Source organism: Prevotella disiens (genome assembly GCF_900454955.1).
Classification (GTDB): Bacteria; Bacteroidota; Bacteroidia; order Bacteroidales; family Bacteroidaceae; genus Prevotella; species Prevotella disiens.
Genome location: NZ_UGTL01000001.1, coordinates 1,007,850 through 1,034,229, shown reverse-complemented (window position 1 = coordinate 1,034,229; position 26,380 = coordinate 1,007,850). Strand labels below are relative to the sequence as shown.

Annotated in this window: 19 protein-coding genes and 1 other RNA gene; 7 read left to right on the top strand and 13 right to left on the bottom strand. The window is 39.5% G+C overall.

Translation table 11 applies throughout. From position 1 onward, the window contains the following. The first annotated feature begins 50 nt into the window (after nt 1-50). The 7 genes from DYI03_RS04555 (at nt 51) to DYI03_RS04525 (ending at nt 11,184) form a co-directional block, all read left to right on the top strand. Nucleotides 51-1,388: an MATE family efflux transporter gene (locus DYI03_RS04555; RefSeq protein WP_021668743.1), complete on the top strand. Its 1,338-nt coding sequence runs from the start codon at nt 51-53 to the stop codon at nt 1,386-1,388. A 223-nt stretch (nt 1,389-1,611) separates the two neighbouring features. Beyond that, on the top strand, nt 1,612-3,036 hold the full coding sequence (locus tag DYI03_RS04550; protein WP_021668744.1) for a CCA tRNA nucleotidyltransferase: 1,425 nt from the start codon (nt 1,612-1,614) through the stop codon (nt 3,034-3,036). Between the two features lie 189 nt (nt 3,037-3,225). Then, the gene (locus tag DYI03_RS04545; protein ID WP_021668745.1) at nt 3,226-4,563 is read left to right on the top strand and encodes an efflux RND transporter periplasmic adaptor subunit; all 1,338 of its coding nucleotides are present in this window, start codon (nt 3,226-3,228) and stop codon (nt 4,561-4,563) included. A gap of 21 nt (nt 4,564-4,584) precedes the next feature. After that, nucleotides 4,585-7,845, top strand: coding sequence for an efflux RND transporter permease subunit (locus DYI03_RS04540; RefSeq protein WP_021668746.1), 3,261 nt, complete (start codon nt 4,585-4,587; stop codon nt 7,843-7,845). A 23-nt stretch (nt 7,846-7,868) separates the two neighbouring features. Then, nucleotides 7,869-9,248 (top strand): TolC family protein, encoded by a 1,380-nt coding sequence (locus tag DYI03_RS04535; RefSeq protein WP_021668747.1) that lies wholly within the window; start codon nt 7,869-7,871, stop codon nt 9,246-9,248. Nucleotides 9,249-9,272: 24 nt separating this feature from the next. Then, nucleotides 9,273-10,055: an acyl-ACP--UDP-N-acetylglucosamine O-acyltransferase gene (gene lpxA, locus DYI03_RS04530; protein ID WP_021668748.1), complete on the top strand. Its 783-nt coding sequence runs from the start codon at nt 9,273-9,275 to the stop codon at nt 10,053-10,055. Between the two features lie 211 nt (nt 10,056-10,266). Beyond that, complete coding sequence (locus DYI03_RS04525; protein WP_021668749.1) at nt 10,267-11,184, top strand: tetratricopeptide repeat protein; 918 nt, start codon at nt 10,267-10,269, stop codon at nt 11,182-11,184. Between the two features lie 212 nt (nt 11,185-11,396). Here the strand turns inward: DYI03_RS04525 and DYI03_RS04520 are convergent, their stop codons facing one another. From DYI03_RS04520 to trxA, 13 genes are all read right to left on the bottom strand, one after another. Then, complete coding sequence (locus tag DYI03_RS04520; protein WP_004357446.1) at nt 11,397-12,125, bottom strand: YebC/PmpR family DNA-binding transcriptional regulator; 729 nt, start codon at nt 12,123-12,125, stop codon at nt 11,397-11,399. Nucleotides 12,126-12,138: 13 nt separating this feature from the next. Continuing rightward, nucleotides 12,139-14,607 carry a phenylalanine--tRNA ligase subunit beta gene (gene pheT / locus DYI03_RS04515; RefSeq protein WP_021668750.1) on the bottom strand — a complete coding sequence of 823 codons (2,469 nt, stop codon included), beginning with the start codon at nt 14,605-14,607 and terminating at the stop codon, nt 12,139-12,141. A gap of 385 nt (nt 14,608-14,992) precedes the next feature. After that, nucleotides 14,993-15,391, bottom strand: a transfer-messenger RNA (tmRNA) gene (gene ssrA / locus DYI03_RS04510). 186 nt (nt 15,392-15,577) lie between these two features. After that, complete coding sequence (locus DYI03_RS04505; protein WP_021668751.1) at nt 15,578-16,939, bottom strand: dipeptidase; 1,362 nt, start codon at nt 16,937-16,939, stop codon at nt 15,578-15,580. Nucleotides 16,940-17,357: 418 nt separating this feature from the next. Further along, a complete protein-coding gene (locus DYI03_RS04500; protein ID WP_021668752.1) occupies nt 17,358-17,813 on the bottom strand; it encodes a DUF6078 family protein in 456 nt (151 codons plus the stop codon). Nucleotides 17,814-18,380: 567 nt separating this feature from the next. Continuing rightward, nucleotides 18,381-19,859: an MBOAT family O-acyltransferase gene (locus DYI03_RS04495; RefSeq protein WP_021668753.1), complete on the bottom strand. Its 1,479-nt coding sequence runs from the start codon at nt 19,857-19,859 to the stop codon at nt 18,381-18,383. A 51-nt stretch (nt 19,860-19,910) separates the two neighbouring features. Then, a complete protein-coding gene (locus tag DYI03_RS04490; protein ID WP_021668754.1) occupies nt 19,911-20,669 on the bottom strand; it encodes an SGNH/GDSL hydrolase family protein in 759 nt (252 codons plus the stop codon). Nucleotides 20,670-20,671: 2 nt separating this feature from the next. Continuing rightward, nucleotides 20,672-21,424, bottom strand: coding sequence for an exodeoxyribonuclease III (locus DYI03_RS04485; RefSeq protein ID WP_004357601.1), 753 nt, complete (start codon nt 21,422-21,424; stop codon nt 20,672-20,674). Between the two features lie 121 nt (nt 21,425-21,545). Then, on the bottom strand, nt 21,546-22,139 hold the full coding sequence (gene folE / locus DYI03_RS04480; RefSeq protein ID WP_004357240.1) for a GTP cyclohydrolase I FolE: 594 nt from the start codon (nt 22,137-22,139) through the stop codon (nt 21,546-21,548). A 119-nt stretch (nt 22,140-22,258) separates the two neighbouring features. Then, nucleotides 22,259-22,927 (bottom strand): SPOR domain-containing protein, encoded by a 669-nt coding sequence (locus tag DYI03_RS04475; protein ID WP_021668755.1) that lies wholly within the window; start codon nt 22,925-22,927, stop codon nt 22,259-22,261. A 75-nt stretch (nt 22,928-23,002) separates the two neighbouring features. Next, nucleotides 23,003-25,123, bottom strand: a complete 2,121-nt coding sequence (locus tag DYI03_RS04470) for a BT_3928 family protein (RefSeq protein WP_021668756.1) — start codon at nt 25,121-25,123, stop codon at nt 23,003-23,005. Beyond that, a complete protein-coding gene (locus DYI03_RS04465; RefSeq protein WP_021668757.1) occupies nt 25,116-25,664 on the bottom strand; it encodes a DUF1599 domain-containing protein in 549 nt (182 codons plus the stop codon). Before DYI03_RS04465 ends, DYI03_RS04470 begins: the two co-directional genes overlap by 8 nt. A 389-nt stretch (nt 25,665-26,053) precedes the next feature. Beyond that, nucleotides 26,054-26,368 (bottom strand): thioredoxin, encoded by a 315-nt coding sequence (gene trxA, locus DYI03_RS04460; RefSeq protein WP_004357496.1) that lies wholly within the window; start codon nt 26,366-26,368, stop codon nt 26,054-26,056. Between the last annotated feature and the right edge of the window lie 12 nt (nt 26,369-26,380).

Below are 26,380 nucleotides of genomic sequence, written 5' to 3'. Positions count from 1 at the left end.
AAACATTTGTTCACTTTCTTTCTTTTGTTTTTTGTACCTTTGTCATTGATATGAGAAAGGAAAAGAATAATTTCACATTCCTAACCGAGGGACCTATCCACAAGGTTGTCATTAAAATGGCAATACCAACCATAATTTCGATGTTGGTAACAAGTTTATATAATATTGCAGACACTTATTTTGTTGGGCAAATAAACACGCAATCGACTGCTGCTGTGGGCATAGTCTTCTCCTTAATGTTCTTTATTCAGGCTTTTGGCTTCTTTTTCGGACATGGCTCTGGCAATTATATCTCTCGTGAATTAGGTGCTCAATGCCATGACAATGCCACTCGTATGGCTTCGACAGGATTTTTCTATTCTTTTCTTTTTGGTTTGCTCATCATGGTAGGTGGTTTGCTCTTCATTCGTCCCCTTTCACTCCTCTTAGGCAGCACTCCAACCATTCTTCCTTATACAGAAAAGTACTTAAAAATCATACTATTAGGTGCACCATTCCTTACGTCTTCACTTGTTTTGAACAATCAAATGCGTCTGCAAGGCAATGCCAAATATTCAATGTATGGGATTGTTGTGGGTGCTATTCTCAATGTTGCGCTTGACCCTTTGTTCATTTTTGTCTTCAAATTAGGAATTTCAGGTGCTGCAATCGCTACCATAATCGGTCAAATAACCTCTTTCTTGATACTCTTTTTCATGGCACGTCATGGTGAAAATATAGGAATTTATTTCCGAAATTTTGCTCCTTCGTGGTCAACCTTTAAGGAAATATTCTATGGAGGCAGCCCTTCTTTATTGCGACAAGGCTTAGCCTGTGTTGCAACCATGTCGCTCAATATTGCAGCTGGAGTATATGGCGATGCTGCCATTGCCGCAATGAGCATCGTTTCTCGAATATCGTTGCTCATTTTGGCCACCGTGATTGGTTTAGGACAGGGTTTTCAACCACTTTGTGGTTTCTGTTATGGTGCAGGACTTTATGAACGATTGCAAAAAGCCTATAAATTTACCGTAAAATTAGGTACCATTTTTCTCTTCATCTGTACCATTTTGGGTTGGATTTTCAGCAGTTCGCTTATCCAAATTTTCCGAAACGACCCACAAGTTATTGCGATTGGTGTGGTGGCTTTGCGCTGGCAATTATGCACTTATCCCTTAAATGCTTTTATCATAGCAAGCAACATGTTATTGCAAACTTGTCGCAAACCATTGCGTGCCAACTTCTTAGCAGCAACCCGACAAGGGTTATTTTTCATTCCTTTAATCTTCATTTTGCCCCATTTCCTTGGTCTGTATGGTGTGGAAATGTGCCAAGCCGTGAGCGACCTGCTTTCATTCATTTCAACTGTACCTATTATTATTTACACTTTCAAAGAATTTAATCAATAGCAATATCCCCATTTCTTTGCATGGAAATTCTTTCAGAAATCAAAATAGGCTGTTTTGCAGTTCAAAATAGGCTGTTTCGTAGCTCAAAATAGGCTGTTTTGTACGCTAATATCTATTGTTTTTTATTCAAAAGAAAAAGTTTATTGTCATTAGATTTTCTTTACTTTTCTTGCTTTTGGCATTTCATTTTTGTATCTTTGCACTCTCATATTTAATTTTTAGTATGCGCGACCTCACCGATGCCGAATTGGCAAAGTTTATAGATAAGGATATATTTCATAAAATTTCTGATGCAGCCGATAAACTCGGCTTAGAATGTTACGTTGTGGGCGGTTACGTTCGCGACTTATTCCTTGAACGACCTTCCAATGATATTGATGTTGTTGTCGTTGGGAGTGGTATCAGTGTTGCCAATGAACTTAAAAAAACACTCGGAAAGCGTGCGCACATATCTGTTTTCCATAACTTTGGCACTGCACAAGTGAAGCTCGGAGGTATGGAAGTTGAATTTGTTGGCGCACGAAAGGAGAGTTATAGCCACAATAGCAGGAAACCAATTGTGGAAGACGGAACGTTGGAAGACGACCAAAATCGCCGTGATTTCACTATCAATGCCATGGCGGTGTGTTTGAATAAAGAACATTTTGGCGAATTGGTAGACCCTTTTGGTGGTGTAGACGACTTGTGGGACGGTATTATTCGTACACCATTAGACCCAGATATAACTTTCTCGGACGACCCTTTGCGCATGATGCGCTGTGTAAGATTTGCTACTCAACTCAACTTTTTTATTGAAGACGAAACGTTTGAAGCGTTGGAACGCAACGCTGAACGTATCAAAATTGTCAGTGGAGAACGTATTGCCGATGAGTTAAATAAAATCATGGCTACCAAAACGCCAAGCAAAGGGTTTATAGATTTGTATCGTTGTGGATTGTTACAAATCATTTTGCCAGAATTAGTGGCAATGGACGTGGTTGAAACTCGCAATGGACGAGCGCATAAAAATAATTTTTACCATACCTTAGAAGTATTGGATAATGCTGCACGCACCACTGATAAGCTTTGGTTGCGATGGGCCGCACTGTTCCATGATATTGGTAAACCAAAGAGTAAACGTTGGGACGCTTCCATAGGTTGGACTTTCCATAGCCATAATATCATTGGTGCAAAGATGATTCCGACTATCTTTAAACGTCTGAAATTCCCAATGGACGCCAAAATGAAGTATGTTCGCAAGTTGGTAGACTTACACATGCGTCCTATCATTATAGCTGATGAGGAAGTTACCGATTCAGCTGTTCGTCGATTAATGAACGATGCTGGCGACGATATTGACGACCTTATGACACTTTGCGAAGCCGATATTACCAGTAAAAATGCTGCACGCAAACAACGTTTTTTAGATAACTTCAAGACTGTTCGTGAAAAGTTGGAGGATTTAAAAGAACGTGATTATAAACGATTGTTGCAACCTTGTATCGATGGCGATGAGATTATGGAAATCTTTAATTTAAAGCCAAGTCGTGAAGTTGGGGAACTAAAAAAAACTTTAAAGGAAGCTGTTTTAGACAATCGTGTACCCAATGAGCGCGAACCTCTTATGGAATTGCTAAAACAAAAAGCAGCAGAAATGGGCTTAGTCTGATGTAATTTTTGTTAAATCTTTGTCTTATTACTTCTTTAAATTCAATTAAAAATTGTATCTTTGCAGTATGAAAACTTATTCTTTGTGTTGAGTTTTCGCAAAAAGTATAAAATGCTTGTCTTTAATAGCAAAGAGATTAGAATTTAAGGAACGGCAGATAAGAAAAGATTATAAATTACAAACAGACGTATGATAAAAAGCAAATTTTTACTATTCGCAGCTTTGGCTGTGGCAGTGCTTACAAGTTGTGGTGGAGGAGGCAAACATCAGTTGCCAACCAACAACGAGTATCCAGTGATAACGATTGGTGCAGCAAATGCACAGATGAAAACGACCTATCCTGCTACAATAAAAGGTATTCAGGACGTGGAAGTACGTCCGAAAGTAAGTGGCTTTATTACCAAACTTTATGTACACGAAGGCGAAGCTGTAAAGGCAGGGCAAGTGCTTTTTGTGGTGGATAACGCAATCTACCAATCGGCAGTACGCCAAGCAGAAGCAGCAGTGGCTTCGGCACAAAGCGGAGTAAATCGTGCGCAAGCAAGTGTAGTTCAAGCAGCAGCAGCTTTAAACTCAGCATTAGCTCAAGCGGCAACAGCACAATTAACTTATAACAACAGCAAGCAACTCTATGCAAACAAAGTAATTGGCGATTACGAGATGCAAGCTGCAAAAAATGGTTATGAAACTGCACAAGCAGCCGTAAATCAAGCACGAAGTGGCATTCAAGCCGCAAATTCAGGTGTGAAACAAGCGCAAGCAGGCGTTAAACAAGCACAAGCAGGATTAGCTTCGGCAAAAGAAAACCTTAGTTTCTGCTATGTAAAAAGTCCAGCAAGCGGTTATGTAGGTAGCCTTCCATATAAAGAAGGAGCATTGGTAAGTCCTTCTTCTCCGATGCCAATTACAACCATCAGTAATATTTCGACCATGGAAGTCTATTTTTCTATGACAGAATCCGATATTCTTACCCTTTCACGCAATAACCGTACATTGGGTAATGCACTCAATACGTTCCCAAGTGTAAGCCTCTTATTGGCTGATGGGTCGGTTTATAACCATGTAGGAAAGATTGTTAAAACAAGTGGAATGATTGATGCTGCAACAGGAACAGTAAGCGTCATAGCACGTTTTCCTAACCCTGAAAGTTTATTGAAGAGTGGTGGTAGCGGTCAAGTTGTGATTGCAAAGAATAATAACAATGCTTTGGTTATTCCGCAAGATGCTACTGTACAAGTGCAAGACAAGATTTTCGTTTACAAAGTAGATTCTAATAATAAGGTACATTATACTGAAATCAAGGTAAATGCACAGAACGATGGCATAAATTACATCGTTACTTCGGGTTTGAAACTTGGCGAAAAGATAGTTTCTAAGGGACTTGCAAGTCTTCAAGACGGCATGGAAATCAAGGCATTGACTCCTGCACAATACAAAGAAGCATTGAAAAAAGCTGCATCATTGGGCGCAAATCAAAGTTCGGCAGAAGGTTTCTTGAAAGCAATGAAGGGCGAAGATAAGAAATAAAGTACTTAAACGAAAAGAATTATGACATTTACAAACTTTATAAAACGTCCTGTACTCTCTACCGTGGTGTCTATCTTTTTCGTGCTTTTAGGTACGATAGGATTGATTTCACTCCCTATTGAGCAGTATCCAGATATTGCTCCGCCTACCATTTCGGTAATGGCAAACTATCAAGGAGCAGACGCACAGACCGTTTTAAATTCCGTTATTACCCCTTTGGAAGAAAGTATTAACGGTGTAGAGAATATGACCTACATACAATCAACGGCTACCAATTCGGGTAGTGCGATGATTACGGTTTATTTTAAACAAGGTTCTGACCCTAATATGGCGTCGGTAAACGTGCAAAATCGTGTTTCACAAGCGCAAGCATTGCTGCCTGCGGAGGTTACTCGTGCAGGTGTCACAGTGTCTAAACGCCAAACGTCTAACGTGGTAATGTACTCTCTGACAACCGACGATGGTCGTTACGATGATGAGTTCTTGACCAACTATAACAACATTAACGTTGTTCCTTTGCTGAAACGTATCAATGGTGTGGGCGATGTGCAAACTCCTGGTATGAAGACCTATTCTATGCGAATATGGCTGAAACCTGAAAAAATGAAGCAATACGGACTTGTTCCAAGCGATATTGCAGGAGCTTTGGCAGAACAAAATATCGAAGCTGCCCCTGGTTCGTTCGGAGAACAGAGCAATATGAAGTATGAATACACCATGCGTTATAAAGGTCGCCTCAAAACGCAAAAGGAATACGAAGACATTATCATATCAAATAATGTGAACGGACAAACGCTTCATTTGCGTGATGTGGCTGATGTGAAACTTGGCGGATTGATGTATTCTGTTTCAATGCTCAACAACAAGCAACCATCAGTAGTGGGTATGGTACAACAAATTGCTGGCTCTAACGCTACACAAATAGCCAAAGATGTGAAAGCAGCCCTTGAAGATGTGCAAAAGAATATGCCTCCTGGCATGAAAGTAACCATTCAACAAGATGTTACAGAATTCTTATTTGCCTCTATGGAGGAAGTAATTTTCACGCTGTTCATTACTTTGTTGTTGGTATTCTTTGTGGTTTACATCTTCTTGCAAGATTTACGCTCAACGTTAATTCCAATGATTGCCGTTCCTGTGGCATTGATTGGCTCGTTCTTCTTCCTATGGATGTTTGGTTTCTCAATCAACTTGCTGACACTTTCCGCCCTCTTATTGGCAATTGCTATTGTGGTGGACGATGCCATTGTGGTGGTTGAAGCTGTCCATGCAAAGTTGGATTTGGGCTATAAGAGTGCTTTAACGGCTGCCATTGATGCGATGAACGAAATTTCAGGAGCCATTATTTCCATTACGTTGGTTATGTCTGCCGTGTTCATTCCTGTTTCATTTATGAGCGGAACATCGGGAACTTTCTATCGAGAATTTGGCGTTACCATGGCAGTATCTATTGTCATTTCTGCTTTAAATGCCTTAACCCTTTCTCCAGCCTTATGTGCTATTCTCTTAAAGCCACACAGTGAGGAGGAAAAGAAGAAGATTAGTAGGGTAGATAGATTCCATTTAGCATTCAATACACAATACGAAAAAATCAACGAGAAGTATAAAAAGACAGTTGAAAAAATCATTGGTAATCGCATTATCACAGGTATTTCGGTTGTCGTTGGTATCTTAGCTTTGGTTATTACGATGGCTACTACGAAGACAGGACTTGTGCCTGACGAAGATACGGGTGTACTTTTTGCTATGGTATCTTTGGAACCTGGTATGTCTCAAACCGAAACGAAAAAGGTAACAGAACAGATTGACAAAATGTTGGAAACCAATCCATACGTTGAACGCCGTGTGCAATTGATTGGATACAACTTCATTGCGGGTCAAGGTTCAGACCAAGCCACTTTCATCATAAAGTTAAAACCATTCGAAGAACGTAAATATAGTATGTTCGACCGCATTAAATCTGTCTTTAATGGGGCGGGGATTGCAGGTTTATTTATCGACCCAACATCATCAAATATGATTCTTGGAATGATTTATAAACAAACTGCCAGCATCAAAGGAGCAAGAGTTTTGGCATTCGGACCACCTATGGTTCCAGGATTTTCAGTTTCCAATGGTCTTACAATGTCTATGCAAGACCGCACAGGAGGCGACTTAAACAAGTTCTTTACAATCACTCAAGAGTATCTTGCAGCCTTGAAAGAACGTCCTGAAATCGGGAATGCAATGACAACATACAACCCTAATTATCCGCAATACATGGTGGATATAAACGTGGCAAGGGCAAAACAATCGGGCACTTCGCCTGCTGCAATCCTTTCTGTGTTACAGGGTTATTATGGCGGTATGTATGCTTCCAACTTTAATGCTTACGGAAAACTCTATCGTGTGATGATTCAAGGTTCGGTAGAAAGCCGCATTAACCCAGATGGATTGAATAATATTTATGTTCGAACCCCTGGTGGAATGGCACCAGTGAGCGAGTTTTGTACATTAAAACGTGTTTATGGACCTTCTAATATAGCACGTTTCAACCTCTTTACGGCTATTACAGTGAATGCGCAAGCTGCTGATGGCTATTCGTCAGGTGATGCTATCAAAGCCGTAGAAGAAGTAGCAGCACAAAAATTACCTCCTGGTTACACCTACGAATTTTCTGGTTTGACACGTTCAGAACAAGAGTCTTCTAACTCAACAGCCATGATTTTCGTTCTCTGCTTGGTATTTGTCTACTTGATTTTGAGTGCGCAATACGAAAGTTATTTGCTTCCATTGGCGGTAATTTTGTCTATTCCTTTTGGTTTGGCAGGTGCTTTTATCTTCACAATGTTGTTTGGACACAACAACGACATCTACATGCAAATTTCGCTGATTATGCTCATTGGTTTATTAGCAAAGAACGCAATTTTGATTGTAGAATTTGCTTTGGAACGTCGCAGAACAGGTATGGCGATTAAATATGCTGCCATTCTTGGTGCAGGAGCCCGTCTTCGCCCAATTCTTATGACCTCTTTGGCAATGGTCGTTGGTTTGTTGCCATTGATGTTTGCCAGTGGAGTAGGTCGCAATGGTAACCAAACTTTGGGTGCAGCAGCCGTAGGTGGTATGCTTATCGGTACGCTTTGCCAAGTATTTATTGTACCCTCGTTATTTGTAATCTTCCAATATTTGCAAGAACGCATTAAGCCTATTGCCTTTGAAGACGAGGAAAACAAGCAGGTTGCTAAAGAATTGAAGCAATTTGTAAGTAGGCCTATAAGCGATTACAAGGTAAAAGAATAAAGTTTACGAATTAAAAGAGTAAAATGAAAAAAATAAATATAATCATAATAGCACTTGCAACTCTCAGTTTGACGGGTTGTAAGAGCCTATATGGCACTTACGAACGTCCTGAAGTAAAGACTTCTGGCATCGTTCGCAACCCTATTAATGCTGATGCCACATTAGAAGGAGCAAACGATTTCGGCATTCTTCCATGGCGAAGTGTCTTTACTGATAGTCATTTACAAGCTATTATAGAAAAAGCATTGACCAATAATCCCGACCTTCTCAATGCTGCTTTGAATATTGATATTGCTGAACAACAGCTTAGTACTGCAAAATTAGCCTTCTTACCTTCGGTCGTTTTCGCTCCACAAGGCACTATTTCTCATTTTGGAGACCAGAAAGAAGCTACAAAATCGTATGTGCTTCCAATTTCAGCAAGTTGGGAAATCGACCTTTTTGGAAAACTTCGCAACGAGAAAATGGCTGCCCAAATGGCGATGATACAGATGCAAGATTATAAAGTTGCCGTACAAACACGCTTAATTTGCAATGTTGCTAACCTTTATTACACCTTGCTCATGCTTGACCGTCAGAACCAAATTGTTACAGATATGGCTGACCTTACAAAGAACACATGGGAGATGATGAAACTGCAAATGGACTATGGACGCGCACGTTCTACAAGTATCCAAAGTGCAGAAGCGGCTTATTACAGTGTGCAAACTCGTGCTGCTGATATTAAAAGACAAATTCGTGAAGTCGAAAATTCATTGAGTTTACTCATGGGAGAACCTGCTCATAGCATCGCACACGGAGCATTAGACAATCAACAATTGCCTTCAAATTTATCTAATGGAGTGGGTATTGAACTATTAAGCAATCGTGCTGATGTTCATGCAAACGAAATGGCGTTGGCTCAATGTTTCTATAATATACAAGAAGCGCGTGGGCGTTTCTATCCTTCTTTGAGCATTGCACCTACGGGAGGTTGGAGTAATGGCAACGGAATGGTAAACCCTGCCAAAATTCTTTGGAATGTAGTGGGCAATCTTACCCAACCTCTCTTCATGAAAGGTAAGCTAAAAGCTGGGTTAAAAGTAGCGGAAAATCAATACAAAATAGCTTATAATAAGTGGCAAAATAGCATTCTTACAGCAGGTGCAGAGGTGAGTAACGCTTTAGTAGCCTACAATTCCGCACAAGAAAAAGGCAAACTTTACGAACAACAGATTGATATTTTGAAGAAGAATGTAGAGCATACTCAAATGCTTTATCGCCAGAGTTCAAGCTCTTATCTTGAAGTGATTACAGCACAACAAAGCCTTTTGAATGCTGAAATAGCACAAGTTCAAGACCAATTTTCTAAGCTCCAAGCCATTGTAAACCTTTACTATGCGCTTGGTGGTGGTTCAAAATAAGATTTCTTAAAACTATTTTATAATATGAGTAGTGAAATAAGTCCACGAGCCGAAGTTTCTCCAAAGGCGAAAATAGGCGACGGCTGTAAAATATTCCCATTCGTTTACATTGAAGACGATGTAGAAATTGGCGATAACTGCATTATTTTTCCATTTGTAAGTATTCTTAATGGTTCACGAATAGGCAATGGAAACAAAATTCATCAATGTGCAGTTATTGGTGCTTTGCCACAAGATTTCAGTTTTGTAGGCGAAAAAAGCGAGTGCATTTTGGGCGATAACAATATAATTCGAGAAAATGTTGTCATCAATCGTGCCACACATCGTGGTTGTAAAACCCAATTAGGCTCTGACAATTTCCTTATGGAAGGTGTACATATCAGCCACGACACAAAAGTGGGCAACCATTGTGTGTTTAGCTATGGAACGAAAATTGCAGGCGATTGCGAAATAGCCGACCATGTAATCTTCTCTTCTGGTGTCATTCAGAAAGCAAACACACGAGTAGGAGAAGCTGCAGTAGTTCAAGCAAGTACCACTTTCGGTCGTGATATTCCCCCTTACGTTATTGCAGGAGGCAGTCCGATAGCCTACGGTGGCGTAAATACAACGATTTGCCGTGATTTGAATATTGACGAAAAGGTTATTAAACACATTGCCAATGCCTATCGTCTTGTATTTCATGGTCAAACATCAATCTTTGATGCATGTATGCAAGTAGACCAACAAGTTCCCGATTCGCCAGAAATACGCAATATCGTTAATTTCATTCGTGAAACCAAAGAAGGTATCATCTGTAAGATGTAATACCTATGATATAATAAAACGTAAAGTCCCAATAAGTAGGTTTGCAATCTACTTGTTGGAACTTGCATAGGTTTTATTTTTATACTCAAAGCTGCTGAAGGGTTTGGAAACACATCGTTATTTTCAATTTGATTAATTTCTTTCATTTATTCGTTGAAATATTAAAAAAAACGTACCTTTGCTTTCATAATCACATTTTAAAGCATTTGTTATGAAGAGAAATTACTTGCACACGAGGTTAACACTAAGCATTGTTTTGCTTCTGTTTTGCGGACTAAAAGCAGCTGCACAAAGGAACTATTTCAATGAATTTACCCAATTATTGGAACAAGAAGATACGATTGCAGCTAAAAAATTATTAACCGATTGGAAAAAAAATGGAACAAAAAATGGGGACTATTATGCGGCATTGGCAAATTATTATTGGAAAAAAGGTAATTCATCTGTGCTTTCTTTAACTACTGATAAGCCTGAAGAAGGGGATTTTTTAGCATTTGAAGATTCTACAGGAGCAACGGCAGGATATATAGGACAAGCCCAAACTTACGATGATAAAATTCTGAATAAGATGTTCGCAACATTGGACGAGGGCTGTAAACTCTTTCCAAATCGTTTGGATTTAGCTTTCGGAAAAGTGCATATTTATCTTGAATTGGGTAAGGGAGAAGAAGCTATAAAGACTATTCAGCAAGTGCTTGAGCAAGATAAAACAAATCATAGACAATGGATTTGGTTAGAAGACAAGCCCACACCTGCGCCAGCACCTGACTTTATAAAGGATTGTTGCCAATCTTATTTCTACCAACTTAATGAATTTGCTGATGAGAAAGTGATAACAGAATTAGGCGAAGAACTCTATAATTATGCGCCAACCTACATTCCTTTCCGCACCAACATGGCTGCACTTTCCTTTAATAAAGGTGACTTAAAACGAGCAACCGAATTGTTTGAAGCCATTCATAAAGATGCTCCCGATGATTTAGTGGTTACTTACAATCTTGCTTATAGCTACGAAAAGCAAGGTAAAACAAAAGAAGCAATCTTGCTTTATGAGCAATTGGCTAAATCGAACAATGAACAATATAAAGAAATTGGCAAAAAAGCTGTGAAGGAATTGAAAGACAAGTAGAAAAAAGAATAAGTCGGCATATTGTAATACCAAAACCAATACTGTGGTAAGCTTTAGTTCCTAATTTTTTTTGCAATATGAAAATGGATATATCTATTTTTCCCTCCTATAGAAACTTGTCCAAAAGTTCCTATAGAAGAGAAAAATAAATATGAAAAAAATTTCATATTAAGTAGTTATTTAACGTATATTTCTATGACCAACAGCAGTTTTTACTCTGCTGGCTTCATATTTGTATAAACGTTTTGTACATCGTCGAAGTCTTCGAGTTTCTCAATCATTTTGTCGATAATCTCGCGTTGTTCTTCGGTTACGTCCTTGAGGTCGTTAGGAATACGAGTAAATTCTGCAGAAGTAATTTCAAAGCCGTTATCTTCTAAGTGCTTTTGTATTTCGCCAAAGCTGGTAGGTTCTCCATAAATGGTAATTTCGCCTTCTTCATCGTCTTGGTCAAACTCATCGTCTACTCCGTAATCAATGAGGTCGAGGATAAGTTCTTCCATGTCTAATCCGTCTTTCATTTTGAAAGTGAAGACTGCTTTGTGGTCGAAAATAAATGCTAACGAACCTTGTGTGCCGAGTGTTCCGTTGAATTTATTGAATACTGAACGTACATCTCCTACGGTGCGGGTGGTGTTATCGGTCAATGTATCAACGAAAATAGCTATTCCGTGAGGACCATATCCTTCGTATGGAACTTCTTTATAATCGCTAGTATCCTTGCCCATAGCGTTCTTTATGGCACGTTGGATATTGTCTTTTGGCATGTTTTCACGCTTGCAAGTTGCGATGATAGCACGCAAACGTGGATTTGTTTCAGGTTCAGGACCGCCTGCCTTTACTGCAATTGCGATTTCTTTACCCAATTTTGTAAATGTACGAGCCATGTGGCCCCATCTTTTTAGCTTTGTAGCCTTACGATATTCAAATGCTCTTCCCATTGGAATTGTGTATTTATCGGAGTTCTGCTCCGAGTTTTGTTGTTATGTTTTTAATTAATTTCTGCATAATAGCGTCTATCGCCTTGTCGTTTAAGGTTTTTGTTTCGTCTTGGAGGATAAAGTTTACAGCGTAACTCTTCTTTCCTTCAGGAAGATTTTTACCTTCGTAAACGTCGAATAGTTCTACTTTCTTCAAAAGTTTCTTTTCGGTTTGGCGTGCGATTTCCTCAATTTGTGCAAATTCGATGTTTGAATCTAACAAGAGGGCTAAGTCGCGGCTAACGCTTGGATATTTAGATATTTCTTGGAATTGTAACTTATTCTTGCGAATGGCTTTCATTAAGTTGGTCCAATGTATATCTGCATAGTAGACAGGTTGTGCAATATCCATTTTCTTCAATAGCTTATGGCTCAAAATACCCATTTCTACGATGGTTTTACCACCACGAGTTTTGAGTTCTAAGGCTTTGTCGAAGATGTTGTTGTGTGATGTTTCAGCTAATAATGCGCTTTGTGCCATGCCTACACGACGGAGAATATTCTCAACATTGGCTTTGAGTTCGTAGAAAGTAGCTTCCTCATCGGCGTGCGCCCACGAACCTTGTATGCGTTTTCCTGTTACCCAAAGTGCCAAATGGTACTCTTGGTTGTAGGCTTTGATAGGACTTTCTTCGCTCCACTTGTCTTGTTCGTACTTGTAAGTATTGCCTACCTCAAAGAATTTAAGGTTTTGGGCTTTACGATTTACGTTGCGGCGAATGCTTTCCAACCCACCAAAGAGCAATGTTTGACGCATTACGCCAAGGTCGCTTGATAGTGGATTCATCACCTTTACGGTTTGTTCCCAAGGATAAGCATTGAGTTCTGCTCCGTCATAGTAAGATTGGGCAGTGAGCGAGTTATTTAGAATTTCGTTGAAACCAGCTCCAACCAATTGCTCGCTAACAATGTTTTCCTTATGATAGTTCTTGTCAGCCTCTTCGGCAATGGTGAGCGATGACTTCAATTCAGTTGGAATTTCAACGTTATTGTAGCCATAAATGCGGAGAATATCTTCCACAACATCGCAAGCACGCTTCACGTCTACACGATAAGGAGGTACGATAAGGTCGAGTCCTTCGGCATCTTCCTTCACAATTTCCATTTCAAGACTGGTAGCAATGCTCTTAATTGTGTCCGCACCGAGTTGCTTTCCTATCAAACGGTCGGCATATTCATAGTTCAAACGAACAGGAAAACCTTCCATTTTAGTAGGATATTCATCACGGATTTCCATGCTTACCTTTCCACCAGCCAACTCTTTGCAAAGAATAGCAGCTTGTTTCAAAGCATAAATCGTTCCATTTGGGTCAATACCACGTTCGAAACGGAAACTTGCATCAGTAGAAAGACCATGACGGCGTGCACTTTTGCGAATCCAAGTTGGGTGGAAGTAAGCACTTTCCAATACAACATTGCGAGTATTTTCGTATGTTCCGCTACCTTTTCCACCGAATACGCCAGCAATACACATAGGTTCTTCGGCATTGCAAATAGCAAGGTCGTGTTCGCCAAGCGTATGTTCTTCGCCGTCGAGTGTTACGAATTTCTTGCCTTCGTTCTTATCTTTTACAATGATTTGCTTACCTGTTACCATGTCAGCATCGAAGCAATGCATGGGTTGTCCGTAAGCCATCATCACATAATTGGTAATATCTACAATATTATTAATTGGGCGAACACCAATGATATTAAGCTTATCTTTCAGCCACTTAGGACTTTCCTTCACTTCACAATCGGTAATGCTCAAACAAGCATAGCGGCGACAAGCGTCTGTATTCTCTATTTTTACGTCAATTGTAAGGTCGTTATTATCAACCGCAAACTTGTCGCAGTTAGGACGATGCAATGAAGTTTCGTAACCATTTTGCTTTAACCAAGCGTAAAGGTCGCGTGCAACGCCATAATGGCTTAGTGCATCTGCACGATTGGCAGTAATGTCAATCTCGATGAGCCAATCGCTATCCAACTGATAGTATTCAGCTGCTGGCATACCCACCTGTGCTTCTTCAGGTAAAACAATAATTCCGTCATGACTTGCTCCTACGCCAATTTCGTCTTCAGCACAAATCATTCCGAAGCTATCAACGCCTCTAAGTTTACTTTTCTTAATTGTAAAACTGTCATCACCATCGTAAAGAATGCAACCTAAATCGGCAACTATTACCTTTTGACCAGCAGCAACATTTGGCGCACCACATACGATTTGTTGTGGTTCTTCCTTACCAAGGTCTACAGTAGTAACGTGTAAGTGGTCGGAATTAGGGTGCATTTCACAAGTAAGCACCTTACCAACGAAGAGTCCTTTCAATCCTCCGCGGATAGTTTCTACCTCTTCAACGCTTCCAACTTCCAATCCCGTAGACGTTAGCGCAGCCGCTAATTCCTGTGGAGTAAGGTTGAAATCAACGTATTCCTTCAGCCATTTGTACGATATATTCATTTATTTTGTTGTTTTATTTTATTCTTGTTTTCAAAAAGTTGCAATTAGCAACGTGCAAAAGTACTAATTTTCATCAATATACACAAATAGTAGGCTGATGATTTTAGCTTCAAGACTTGTTTTCCAATAGTTTTCTTCAATGGTGATATGGCTTAGATAGGAAAAGATAGGAGGAATATTTTTCTACAAGTTTGACCTATACGCCACAAATTTCTTAGACGGAAATGATTTTATTCCCACTGTTGTAGTTGAAAATGAAAAAAACACCGCTCCCCTAATTCCAATTTGCCCCTCTTTTGTCTTACTGAACCAACGTTTTATATCAAAAGATACAACATAAAAAGAAAGCTAATGGTTGCTTTAAACAACTATTAGCCTTCTTTATTTGTGGACCTGGTGGGAGTCGAACCCACGTCCGCACAAGGAAACCATATGCTTTCTACATGCTTATTTCAGCCTTTGATTTTCGAGCATTGGCAAGACCTGAACCACCAACCAATGCCTTATCCTCTAAATTTCATTTGCGCAGCGAGGCATACACAAACTATTTCCGATTTACCTGCACCGCTTTACCCTCTGATTCGGAACAACATCATTGGAGCAGTGTCTCGTTCAGCTATCTAATAGCCGAATAAAGCCAGTAATCTACTGTACTTCGATTAGGCAGCGAGAGCGTAATTGTTTTCGCCAATTAATTGTTTGATAACTGATATTTAGGAGCCAGCCACCAAAGCTCCGCATGCTTACATACCATCTCGTCTTGCCGTCAAATCCAAACAAGCCCGATTTACATATCGCTATATGTGGATTGCAAAGATATTGTAAGTTTTTGACATTGCCAAACTTTTGCGTTTATTTTTTATTTTCTATGCCTTTTCTGTCAATTTCTCGTTTGTTTTAGCCCTGAATAAATAAAAAAAGGAAGACTCGAGTGCGAATCTTCCTTTTTATTTTTACTGAAAAACAGTATTTATGCTTCTTTATCGTATTCCAAATGGAAGTTGATAACGGCTTCAATGCCCTTCTTCCAAAGGTCAACTGGCATGTTTTCGTTTGGAGAGTGGATAGCGTTTGATTCCAAACCGAAGCCCATGAGAACGCTCTTTGTGCCGAGAAGTTTCTCGAAAGTAGAGATGATTGGAATACTACCACCGATGCGAACTGGCAATGGACGCTTGCCAAACACAGCTTCGAAACCACGTTCTGCTGCTTTATAAGCTGGGAAATCGATAGGACAAACGTAGCCATAACCGCCGTGAAGCAGTTCTACTTTCACTTCTACTGTATCTGGAGCTACTTTGTTGAAGTAGTCTACTACCAATTGACCAATCTTTTTGTAGTCTTGGTGTGGCACGAGGCGTGAAGAAATCTTAGCGTATGCTTTTGAAGGGATAACGGTTTTTGCGCCTTCGCCTTGATAACCGCTCCAAAGTCCGCATACATCGAATGATGGACGATAGCCCGTGCGCTCAATTGTGCTATAACCTTCTTCGCCAAAGATATTCTTTATACCGAGCGATTTCTTGTATTCATCTTCATCGAAAGGTATAGAAGCAACGAGTTCGCGCTCTTCTTTTGATGCTTCTTCAACATCATCGTAGAATCCAGGGAAGCGGATTTTGCCGTCAGGACCTGTTACATCGCCGATAAGTTTACAGAGAACATTGGCTGGGTTAGCTACTGCGCCACCGAATGTACCTGAGTGTAAGTCGTGGTCAGGACCTGTAACTTCGATTTGCCAATAAGCTAAACCACGCAAACCTGTTGTGATAGAAGGAACATCAGGACCAATAAGACCAGTGTCAGAAACGAGGATTACGTCGCACTTCAACAACTCTTTGTGTTCTTCGATGAATGGAGCAAGGCTACCAGAACCGATTTCTTCCTCACCCTCAAAGATGAATTTCATGTTGTGCTTCAACAAATCGTGCTTGTTGATATATTCGAAAGCCTTTGCTTGAATGAACGATTGACCTTTATCGTCGTCAGCACCACGCGCCCAAATGTGTCCGTCTTTGATAACTGGTTCGAATGGTTCAGTCTTCCAAAGCTCAAAAGGTTCAGCTGGCATTACATCATAGTGCCCATAAACCAATACGGTTTTAGCTTTTGGGTCTACAATTCTTTCAGCATAAACCATAGGGTTGCCCTTTGAAGGCATCACTTCTGCTTTGTCTACACCTGCTTCTAAGAGCAATTCTTTCCAACGGTTGGCACATTTTACCATGTCTTCTTTGTGAGCTGGTTGCGCACTTACACTTGGAATACGAATAAGGCTGAACAACTCTTCGAGCATTCTTGCCTCGTTTTCTTCTACATATTTCTTAATCATAGTCTTTGATATTTTGAGATTTTCTTTTCATAGTTGCCCGCCCAATGGACGAATACACCGCAAATATACTACTTTTTTTCTGAATGTGAGTGGGAAAATAGCAATATCTTAAACATTTTTCCAAGATATTCATTCCTTTCAACAAAGATGATAATGCGCAAAAAGGTTTCCACTATAATATATATTAAGGTGGAAGACAATAGCTTTCAAAGTTTACTAACGCTATGTTTCGCACAGACTGTTATTAGTTTCTCGCAGTTTCTCAGTTGGAAACTATTAGTTTCTCCTATGGAAACTCGCAGTTTCTCCTATGAAAACTATTAGTTTCCATTGGAGAAACTATTTTAAAAGTATATACCTTCCCCACGGAAATATAATATGAAAGGCTGACAAAGTGGCATAAAGAAGCATGAAACCCTTATGGATTCCACTCTAACGCATCAATGTATTCATCGTATTTTGGCTGTATCTCTGGGCAAAAATCTTTGAAAACCTCAGCAATATAAGCCTGTTGTTCTTCCGAAATCAACTTATCGCCTCGTCGTGCCTTAAAATAAAAAGTTCGAGAAGGAAAGCAATGTTGAACCTTCTCACGCATTGTTTTTAGTACTTTTGCAGGTATTTCGTCGTAAAGATGTGTCATTCCCTTGGCAAAACGCTGTATTTTTGCATCGGCATACCACTGACAAGGTTCTTTTTCTGTGCGACTTTTCACATAACGAGGGTCTACCATTTGCATCAACGACCAATCGTTTTCATCACGTTCGAACCTCATTGCCAATGCTCGCAAGCATGTTTTTGCTCGTTTACATTGCCCATTTGTTGCCATACAATAGATATAACCACTTGGTATTTCTTCTTTTTTTATTTCCATTGCTTTTGCTTTTTATGAGTTTTAGAGCAAAGTTTGTGCCAATGAAGTAGTTCTATTTAAATAGAATAAACACTAAAAAATATTTTATTGTTTATTATTTTGGTATTTAAATAGATTTTAATTATGGTTCTTCCGAAATTTGGAGTGATGAGCCATAAGTTCTTATATTCATATAGTTACGAAGTAATAGCCTCCACTAAAAGCCTATAAAAAGCCATTTTATAAAAACAAAAAATCATAATTCAAGCTTTTCTAAAGTCGACGTTGCCGAATTGCTGTGCGACATCGTTAAATCCTTTTATATAAAGCTGTTATAATGGAGGTTTATTATCTTCTACGACAACCTTGATTATATCTATCACTCCAAATTCCTGATGAACCAATAAAATTTTCTTTGCACTCGTTTGCAATCTCTTTGTGGAAGATATAGCTGCACTCGGCAATATGTAGGGGCGGAATTTATTCCGTTCCTAATAAGCAAAACATACGCAGGTTGTTAGGAACGTGATAAATCACGCCCCTACAAAGTTACCTTGCTATCCGTTACGTTCTTAAAGTCGAGATTGTTTAGAATTGAGTGTAAATGAAAGGCTGAATATTGTTCTGACTAAAGTTGATGACCAACTGAATGACTATGATGAAAATGATAAACTTAGCCAACCAAGGGAGCGAAATAAACTTTTTTTGCAGCCATTTGTAGTCATTCAATCGAATAGAATGCAGTTCCAAACCAATGGCAAGAAGGAGAATCCATGGCAAACGAGCCGTGATAAAACTTTGAATATCGGCTAAATGAAAGTCGGTTGCTATTTGTTGTAACATGGAAAGTGCGGTTTCAATGTTGGTAGCACGGAAGAATATCCACGCAAAGGCTATGTAAACAAACGTGATTGCCCACGAAATAGTCTTCGTGCCAATGGTATTGGGAAAGCGATTTAGTCCTCGATTGACACAAAACTTATGCACCATTAGTCCTAATCCATGTAGGCAACCCCACAAAACGAACATTGCTGATGCGCCATGCCATAGCCCTGCCACTATCATGGTAAGGAACGTATTGGTGTAAGTTCTTAATTCGCCTTTTCGATTTCCCCCTAAAGGAATGTAAATGTAATCGCGAAACCATTGAGAAAGTGTGATGTGCCAACGGTGCCAGAACTCTGTAAGGTTCAAACTTTGGTAAGGTGAGCTAAAGTTGTTGGGCAATTGAAAGCCCATTAAAGCCGCAATTCCAATTGCCATATCGCTATAACCCGAAAAATCGCAATAGATTTGTAGTGTAAAGCCCAAAACTGCCATGAGGTTTTCAAATCCATTGTAAGCCAAAGGGTCGGCAAACACCCAGTTATTGTATTGGGCTAAGTAGTCGGCTACCAATGCTTTTTTTAGCAAACCACAGATGATGAGCCACAAACCCGTATTGATGAGTTGCTTATCGTTGAGTTTGGGATTGTGAACTTGTGGAATTAAAGTTTCGGCTCGTGTGATAGGTCCCGCAATAAGGAGTGGGAAAAAGGTGAGAAAGAAACTGTATTCCAGCAATCCTGTGGTCTTTGGGAATCGTTCTTTGTAGATATCAATCGTATAACTAATGGCTTGGAAGGTGTAGAAAGAGATGCCAATAGGGAGCAAAAGTTGTAGGAAAGCAAAATTACTTTGCAATAAATTGTTCAGAATTTCTAAAGTGAAATTGCTGTATTTGTAGTAAAGGAGTGGGAAAAGTTCGATGAAAATAACCAATATCAATCCAACTTTGCGTGGCTTTCCACGTCGCAAGCGCATCATTTTCTTGGTCAAAAACCATGAAAGCAAGGTGGTTGTGGGCAGCAAACACATCAGCGTGCCATTTGCTTTATAGGCAAAAAGGAGTCCAAACAAGATGACATAAATCTGCATATAGGCTTTTCGCTGACGATTGATGAAGAGGTAGAAAGCGAAAAACAAAATGAATACCAACATAAATGATAGGGTGCAGAACGACCATTCCTTGTTGGGTGTAACCAAAAAGGAGAGCAAAGTGTCGATGGTTGCATGAAAATCTATCATAGAGCTATGGTGAGAAAGTTTAAAAACGCAGACTTTATGTTCTGTTACTATTTAATAGCCTTCAAAATCGGGCTGTAGTACTTCTGTTTTTTTCGCTTTATGGTGAGCTTTTGGAACTTTCAAAACGACGGGATAAGCAGCCTTTTTGCTCGTCATGAACCCTCTAACGTGGTCTAACCATTGAGCTGCTGCATCCCAAGTAGGGTGATAATGGTCGGCACCACGTTCAAGTTTCAGTCCCCGACTATCGTAAAAACAGCCCTTGTCGGTATGCTTTTCCATTAAATTGATAATCCCCGTGTCGCCATTCCAAGTAGCCGGACTAATCCAAACGTAGGGCAGCGGGTTCAATTTCTTTATTATCGTCTTAATATAGTCCTCTCTTACATCTAAATCGTTGATGAACAATTCGTTGCTACCCAAGCAAAGAAGAACGTAAGTGGGCTTATATTCTTTGATAAAATGTTCTATGGTTTGCGTTGTTGCCCATTTCTCGGTGGTCGAACTATACCAAATAACGGTGTAAAGCTGATGCCCATTTTCTTTAGCATAATCGCCTAAACGGCGTGAAAGTCCTTCCACCATGGAGTCGCCAATAAATAAAAACGTATGATAGCGGCGAGTTTTTTTCGTTTTGTGAGTAGGAATAGGCTTTTTATTCCTCTCTTTATCCGTTTGACGCAATTGGGTCAAGCTAATTTTGCGTAGCGAAAAATCGCCAAAGATAACCTTTCCTGGCAAAAGTGCATAGCCAACGATGATTGCCAAAGTGGCAATCATCATGAAAAGTATCTTTGCTTGCTCTCGCACGGTTAGAAGTTTAGTTCAACTTCTACCGGGCAATGGTCGCTGCCATATACTTCGGTGTGAATTTTCGCATCGACAAGTTGCGCACGCAAACGGTCTGATAGTAAGAAATAATCTATACGCCAACCTGCATTCTTCTCTCTTGCCTTGAAACGATACGACCACCATGAGTAAGTTACTTGCTCTGGGTAAAGCGTTCGGAAACTATCTATGAAGCCTTTTCCAAGGAATTGTGTCATCTTCGCACGCTCTTCATCAGAGAAACCTGCATTCTTTCGGTTAGTTTTTGGGTTCTTTAAGTCAATTTCTTCGTGAGCAACGTTCAAGTCGCCACATACTATTACAGGCTTTTTCTCGTCTAAACGCTTGATGTAAGTTTGGAAATCGTCTTCCCAACGCATACGATATTCCAAGCGTTTGAGTCCGTCTTGCGAGTTAGGAGTGTAGCAAGTAACCAAATAGAAGTTTTCCATTTCGAGCGTAATGACACGTCCTTCGTGGTCGTGTTCTTCTATTCCCAAACCGTAAGTTACGTTTAAAGGTTGATGTTTTGTGAAGATTGCCGTACCAGAATAGCCTTTCTTTTCGGCATAATTCCAATAAGATTCATAACCATCGAAAGCAATATCTAATTGTCCTGCCTGCATTTTTGTTTCTTGCAAGCAAAAGAAATCGGCATCAATTGCTTCAAAACTTTCTTTAAATCCCTTTGTTACGCAAGCTCGTAATCCATTAACGTTCCATGAAATAAACTTCATCGTCCTTTGTCTCCTTTCCTTCTATGTTTATCTTAGTAATTCTTATTCATTGAAATCTTGGGGTTCGCAATGCCAAACAATTGGTTTTAACAGCGAAACCTATTCAACGCAATGCAAAGCCTTAGCCTCGCATTGTGTTGGAATGTACAAGATTCATAAATTCTTCGCGTGTTTTAGCTTGATTGAATGCTCCGCTAAACGCACTTGTTGTAGTAATAGAGTTTTGTTTCTCTATGCCACGCATTTGCATACACATGTGTTTTGCTTCGACAACGACCATTGTACCGAGGGGGTGCAAGGTGTCTTGAATGCAATCTTTGATTTGTTGGGTCAAACGTTCTTGCACTTGGAGGCGATGACTGAATATATCTACCACACGAGCAACTTTGCTTAAACCTGTAATATGTCCGTTTGGAATGTATGCAACATGGGCTTTTCCATAGAAAGGCAACATGTGGTGTTCGCACATTGAGAAGAAATCAATGTCTTTTACAATAACCATTTGGTTGTATTCTTCTGCAAAAAGCGCATCGGTCAATACTTTATGAGGGTCTTGTGTGTATCCACGAGTTAGCACTTGCATTGCTTTTGCCACACGCATCGGTGTTTTTTCAAGTCCTTCTCTATCTGGATTTTCGCCCAAAAGCTGTAAAACGTATCTGTAATGTCCCGCAAGTTCGTCTAAACCCTCACGAAATTCTATGTTTGAATTCATAATTCGGTTTGCTTATTCTTTATTTTTAAATCGTTTTTTATCTCTTTTTATTGTCTTTTCTTTAGCACTTTCAAGTCGGAATGTTAATCGTTGCGTGCTAAATTATCAATCATTCATGCTCAATATTCATTATCAAAATTTGGATTATCGTCAAGAACTTTGGTCGTTTGTATGGTTACCATCGTTCTAATGATATTTGCATGAGTGAAACCTTCCTTTCTTAATTTGCGCATCACTTTCTTTGCTTGTGCGTAATTGGTAAAATTACCCACTTGGCACATCCATCTTGGAGAATAAAAGTGAACGTAAATAGGTTCGGTTACTAATATTTCTTTGGCCTTTTGACCTAATTTTTCTGCTTCTTGGCGTGCCTTTCGAGTGTTACCACCTGAGTAAGCCAACACTCTAAAGCCTCTTACTTTCTTCACTCCCTTAGCTACACGCTTCATAACCATGTGCTTTGTTTCTGTTCCATCAACTGGGTCGATAATAGGTTTGCGCACTTTTTTTCTTACAAGTTTAGTGCGTTGATACGTTTCTCCCGATGAATTTGATGTAGGAGGCGCAATATAAGGCACAACTCGTTGTGTTCCAGGAGTTGTTACGTTTGGTTTTTTGATTGTTTGTTGTGGCTGTTGCGGTTTATTTTTATTTGTTTTAGCAGTTTTTTTGTTTCCATTCACCAATGCGTCTATATCCGAACTATGCGTAACAGTCACAGTTCCTTGTGCGCTAACAGCTAATGTGCTGAGCAGAACAACGACTATTGTGGTAAGGAATTTCTTCATTTGCTTTCAATTTATAAAATCCTACAAATCCAAAACTATTGTTTGGACTTGCAGGATTTATGTGATTTTATATTTTTATTTCTTCCAAGCATCAATGATACCCTTGAAATCAGCAGCCTTCAATGATGCGCCGCCAATCAAACCGCCATCAATATTTGGTTTAGAGAATAACTCTGGCGCATTGCTTGCCTTGCAGCTACCACCGTAAAGGATACTTGTTTCGGCTGCAATCTCTTTGCCATACTTGTCAGCAACGATAGAACGAATGTATGCCAACATCTCTTCAGCTTGATCAGCACTTGCAGTTTTGCCTGTACCGATAGCCCAAATTGGTTCGTAAGCAAGAATAATGTTCTTCCATTCAGCTTCTGAAAGATTGAAAATAGAATTTTCCAATTCTGCTTTTACTACTTCATTTTGCTTGTTAGCTTCACGTTCTTCAAGTGTTTCGCCACAGCAGAAAATAATTTTCAAACCATTTGCCAATGCCAATTGTACTTTTTCTTTCAATATTTCAGCTGTTTCGCCATAATATTGGCGGCGTTCAGAGTGTCCAAGAATGACATATTCTGCACCTGTACTCTTTACCATTGCTGCTGAAACTTCGCCTGTATAAGCACCTTTTTCCTTATCGGCACAGTTTTGAGCACCAAGTCCAACCAACTTCATATCCAACTCTTTAGCAATACTTGCTAAGTGGATAAACGGTGTGCAAATTACTACATCGCAATTTGGCTTGTCAGCTTTCAATGCGTCATTGATTTCTTTTGCCAATGCAATACCTTCTTGCAGGGTCTCGTTCATCTTCCAGTTACCTGCTACAATTTTCTTTCTCATGTGTCTTTTACGTTTTAAAAGTTGATATAGTTTATTCTTTTGTTCTTTATGAATGAGCCATTTTTCCTTTTCTTTTATCCATTCTTCACGTTTCTGTACCCATTTTGTCCAAGCCCAAAAGCGGTCAGCTATAATGAGCAAGATTAATGGCAACAGATAGCAAAGTACTATGGTCAGAATTTTCTTCCATGTATTACTTTCAGGCTCTCTACCTATACTCAATAATGAAAGCGGAGCATTCAGCTGTTCAATCTTTGGTATATCGTTGTGGTTCCATTTATTTATGATGGTTCCTTTGTACAATAATACCAATCCAGGATTGCTCCTTATGATGGTTTTCAATGTTGTTCCATCGGTTGTATAGAAAGGATATTCCGCTCCTGTGATATCTCTCCAATGCTTACGAGCCTTGTCTGTACTTGATGTAAGCCCATAAAAGTCGTAACCATATTCCTTTGCATACTCGTAAACGCCTTCAATATCACCAAAATTTTTATCTTCTGCAACTTCTAAGAATGGCGCAATCAAGAGGAAAGTATAGCCGTCTTTAGTCAAGATTTGTTCGGTTATGTCTTCGCCCGTTGCTTCATTGGTGATTGAGAAATCGTGAATAGGCGGTTCATATCCTTGTTCTAATATTTCTTGTTTGGTATCTACAAACACCCAAGCACTGTCATTGTATGGGTAATTGTTCTCGTCGAATTCCTTTTGAACCCCATTTTTCGTGCAAATAAATGTTGTTTTATATTTTGTTTGCTTTGCTCCTTTGGGTATTTCCATGCCTTTTTTAATGTTCTGTCCGATGTAATAAGGACGAAAATCGAACAAAGGTAGGTGGTAAAGGCTCAATAATGATACAACAACGATGAATGCCATTGTGAAATAAGTGGCTATCCATTGGTTGATTTTCGATATAAATCGCACTTGATAAAGTGGTGAACGCATTACAATAATGGCTGCTCCGAGCAAAATCAAGTTCTTAATGAAGGTCTGACTATTGCTTAAATGTATGGCATCGCCAAAGCAACCGCAATCTTGAATAGGATTTCCTATGGTGAGCCAAAGCGTTATCGCAGTCATGCCAAGCATTAAAACAAACGACAATTTGCTCACTAATCGGCGGCGAATTGCTAATAAAAGCAGCACTCCGAGTGTAAATTCCGCTCCAGAAAGTGCAATTGAGAGTATGAGTTGTATCCATTCTGGCACTCGTCCTGCTAACCCAGCAGCCTGCAAATAGTCGCCTATTTTATACTGCGTGCCGAGTGGGTCGATACTCTTGACGAATCCAGAGAAGATAAACGTAACAGCCAACAGTAAACGACAGATGTTTACTAAAACAGATTTCAGTTTATTCATGTAATTTTATTGCTCCAAAAACTGCGTAATTAATAATATCCATGTAGTTAGCATCGATACCTTCGCTTACCAAAGTATTGCCGTTTAAGTCTTCAATTTCCTTGATACGTTCAATCTTTGTAAGTATTAAGTCGGTGTAACTACTGACACGCATATCGCGCCAAGCCTCTCCGTAGTCGTGATTTTTCTTTAACATCAACTCGAATGTTTCCTTTGCATACTTTTCATAAAGCGCAATTGCCTCATCGGGCGTAATATCCACACTGTCTACAAAAGGCTTTTCTAACTGAATTAACCCAATGATACCATAGTTGATAAGGGCTATAAACTCTTGTCTAATCCCTTCTCCAACACGGTTTTCACCTGTTATTTCAACAGAACGAATGCGTTTTGCTTTGATAAATAGCTGGTCGGTGAGCGATGACGGACGCAAAATGCGCCACGAAGCTCCATAATCGTGCAACTTTTTAGCAAAAAGCGTTTCACACTCGTTTAATATTCCTTTAAATTCCTGCTCGGTATTTATAATTTGCTCTGACATTGTGGAATCTTTCTTTTACATTGCAAAAATACTGAAAATATACGAATTAGCAAAACATTCCTTAATAATATATGTGAACTTCCTGTATTACACTGATTTCGTAGAACATTGTAGATTTTATCAAGCAAAGAAACAGCTATAAGAACTTCAAAAATAGGGAGGCAATTATCTTTTTTTTTATGAATTGCACCTTTTCTATCAATACAAATAGCACAAACTTCTATCCTCCCCCACCCTCTAACTTTTAAAAGCCCTTGTTTTGAACTAAAAAAGAGCCTATATTGCTCATCAAAATAGGCACTTTTAAATTCTTAATCGTTTTTGCACAAAAAAGCGGTGCCGCCCCACATAGAAGTAACACCGCTTTTATATCTATAAAATGCTTTTAATTAAAGCAACGCCTTGAACTTTTCGTCTAATTTATCCTTTGATGCAGCACCAACGAACTTGTCAACTAACTCACCATTCTTAAAGAAAAGAATAGTTGGAATATTGCGTACACCGAAGTCGATAGCAATATCGTCGTTTTCTTCTACATCGCATTTACCAACAACGATTTTACCATCGTAATCGTTGGCAAGTTCTGAAATGATAGGACCTACCATTTTGCAAGGGCCACACCATGTTGCCCATAAATCAACTACCAATGGCAATTCGCCATTCTTATAACTCTCAAAGTTCGCGGTTGTAATTTCTACTTCCATTTCTTTTATTTT

Bases quoted from the DNA above. Each gene is read 5' to 3' on its own strand.
- DYI03_RS04555 (WP_021668743.1), top strand. From the start codon at position 51: ATGAGAAAGGAAAAGAATAATTTCACATTCCTAACCGAGGGACCTATC.
- DYI03_RS04550 (WP_021668744.1), top strand. From the start codon at position 1,612: ATGCGCGACCTCACCGATGCCGAATTGGCAAAGTTTATAGATAAGGAT.
- DYI03_RS04545 (WP_021668745.1), top strand. From the start codon at position 3,226: ATGATAAAAAGCAAATTTTTACTATTCGCAGCTTTGGCTGTGGCAGTG.
- DYI03_RS04540 (WP_021668746.1), top strand. From the start codon at position 4,585: ATGACATTTACAAACTTTATAAAACGTCCTGTACTCTCTACCGTGGTG.
- DYI03_RS04535 (WP_021668747.1), top strand. From the start codon at position 7,869: ATGAAAAAAATAAATATAATCATAATAGCACTTGCAACTCTCAGTTTG.
- lpxA (WP_021668748.1), top strand. From the start codon at position 9,273: ATGAGTAGTGAAATAAGTCCACGAGCCGAAGTTTCTCCAAAGGCGAAA.
- DYI03_RS04525 (WP_021668749.1), top strand. From the start codon at position 10,267: ATGAAGAGAAATTACTTGCACACGAGGTTAACACTAAGCATTGTTTTG.
- DYI03_RS04520 (WP_004357446.1), bottom strand. From the start codon at position 12,125: ATGGGAAGAGCATTTGAATATCGTAAGGCTACAAAGCTAAAAAGATGG.
- pheT (WP_021668750.1), bottom strand. From the start codon at position 14,607: ATGAATATATCGTACAAATGGCTGAAGGAATACGTTGATTTCAACCTT.
- DYI03_RS04505 (WP_021668751.1), bottom strand. From the start codon at position 16,939: ATGATTAAGAAATATGTAGAAGAAAACGAGGCAAGAATGCTCGAAGAG.
- DYI03_RS04500 (WP_021668752.1), bottom strand. From the start codon at position 17,813: ATGGAAATAAAAAAAGAAGAAATACCAAGTGGTTATATCTATTGTATG.
- DYI03_RS04495 (WP_021668753.1), bottom strand. From the start codon at position 19,859: ATGATAGATTTTCATGCAACCATCGACACTTTGCTCTCCTTTTTGGTT.
- DYI03_RS04485 (WP_004357601.1), bottom strand. From the start codon at position 21,424: ATGAAGTTTATTTCATGGAACGTTAATGGATTACGAGCTTGCGTAACA.
- folE (WP_004357240.1), bottom strand. From the start codon at position 22,139: ATGAATTCAAACATAGAATTTCGTGAGGGTTTAGACGAACTTGCGGGA.
- DYI03_RS04475 (WP_021668755.1), bottom strand. From the start codon at position 22,927: ATGAAGAAATTCCTTACCACAATAGTCGTTGTTCTGCTCAGCACATTA.
- DYI03_RS04470 (WP_021668756.1), bottom strand. From the start codon at position 25,123: ATGAATAAACTGAAATCTGTTTTAGTAAACATCTGTCGTTTACTGTTG.
- DYI03_RS04465 (WP_021668757.1), bottom strand. From the start codon at position 25,664: ATGTCAGAGCAAATTATAAATACCGAGCAGGAATTTAAAGGAATATTA.
- trxA (WP_004357496.1), bottom strand. From the start codon at position 26,368: ATGGAAGTAGAAATTACAACCGCGAACTTTGAGAGTTATAAGAATGGC.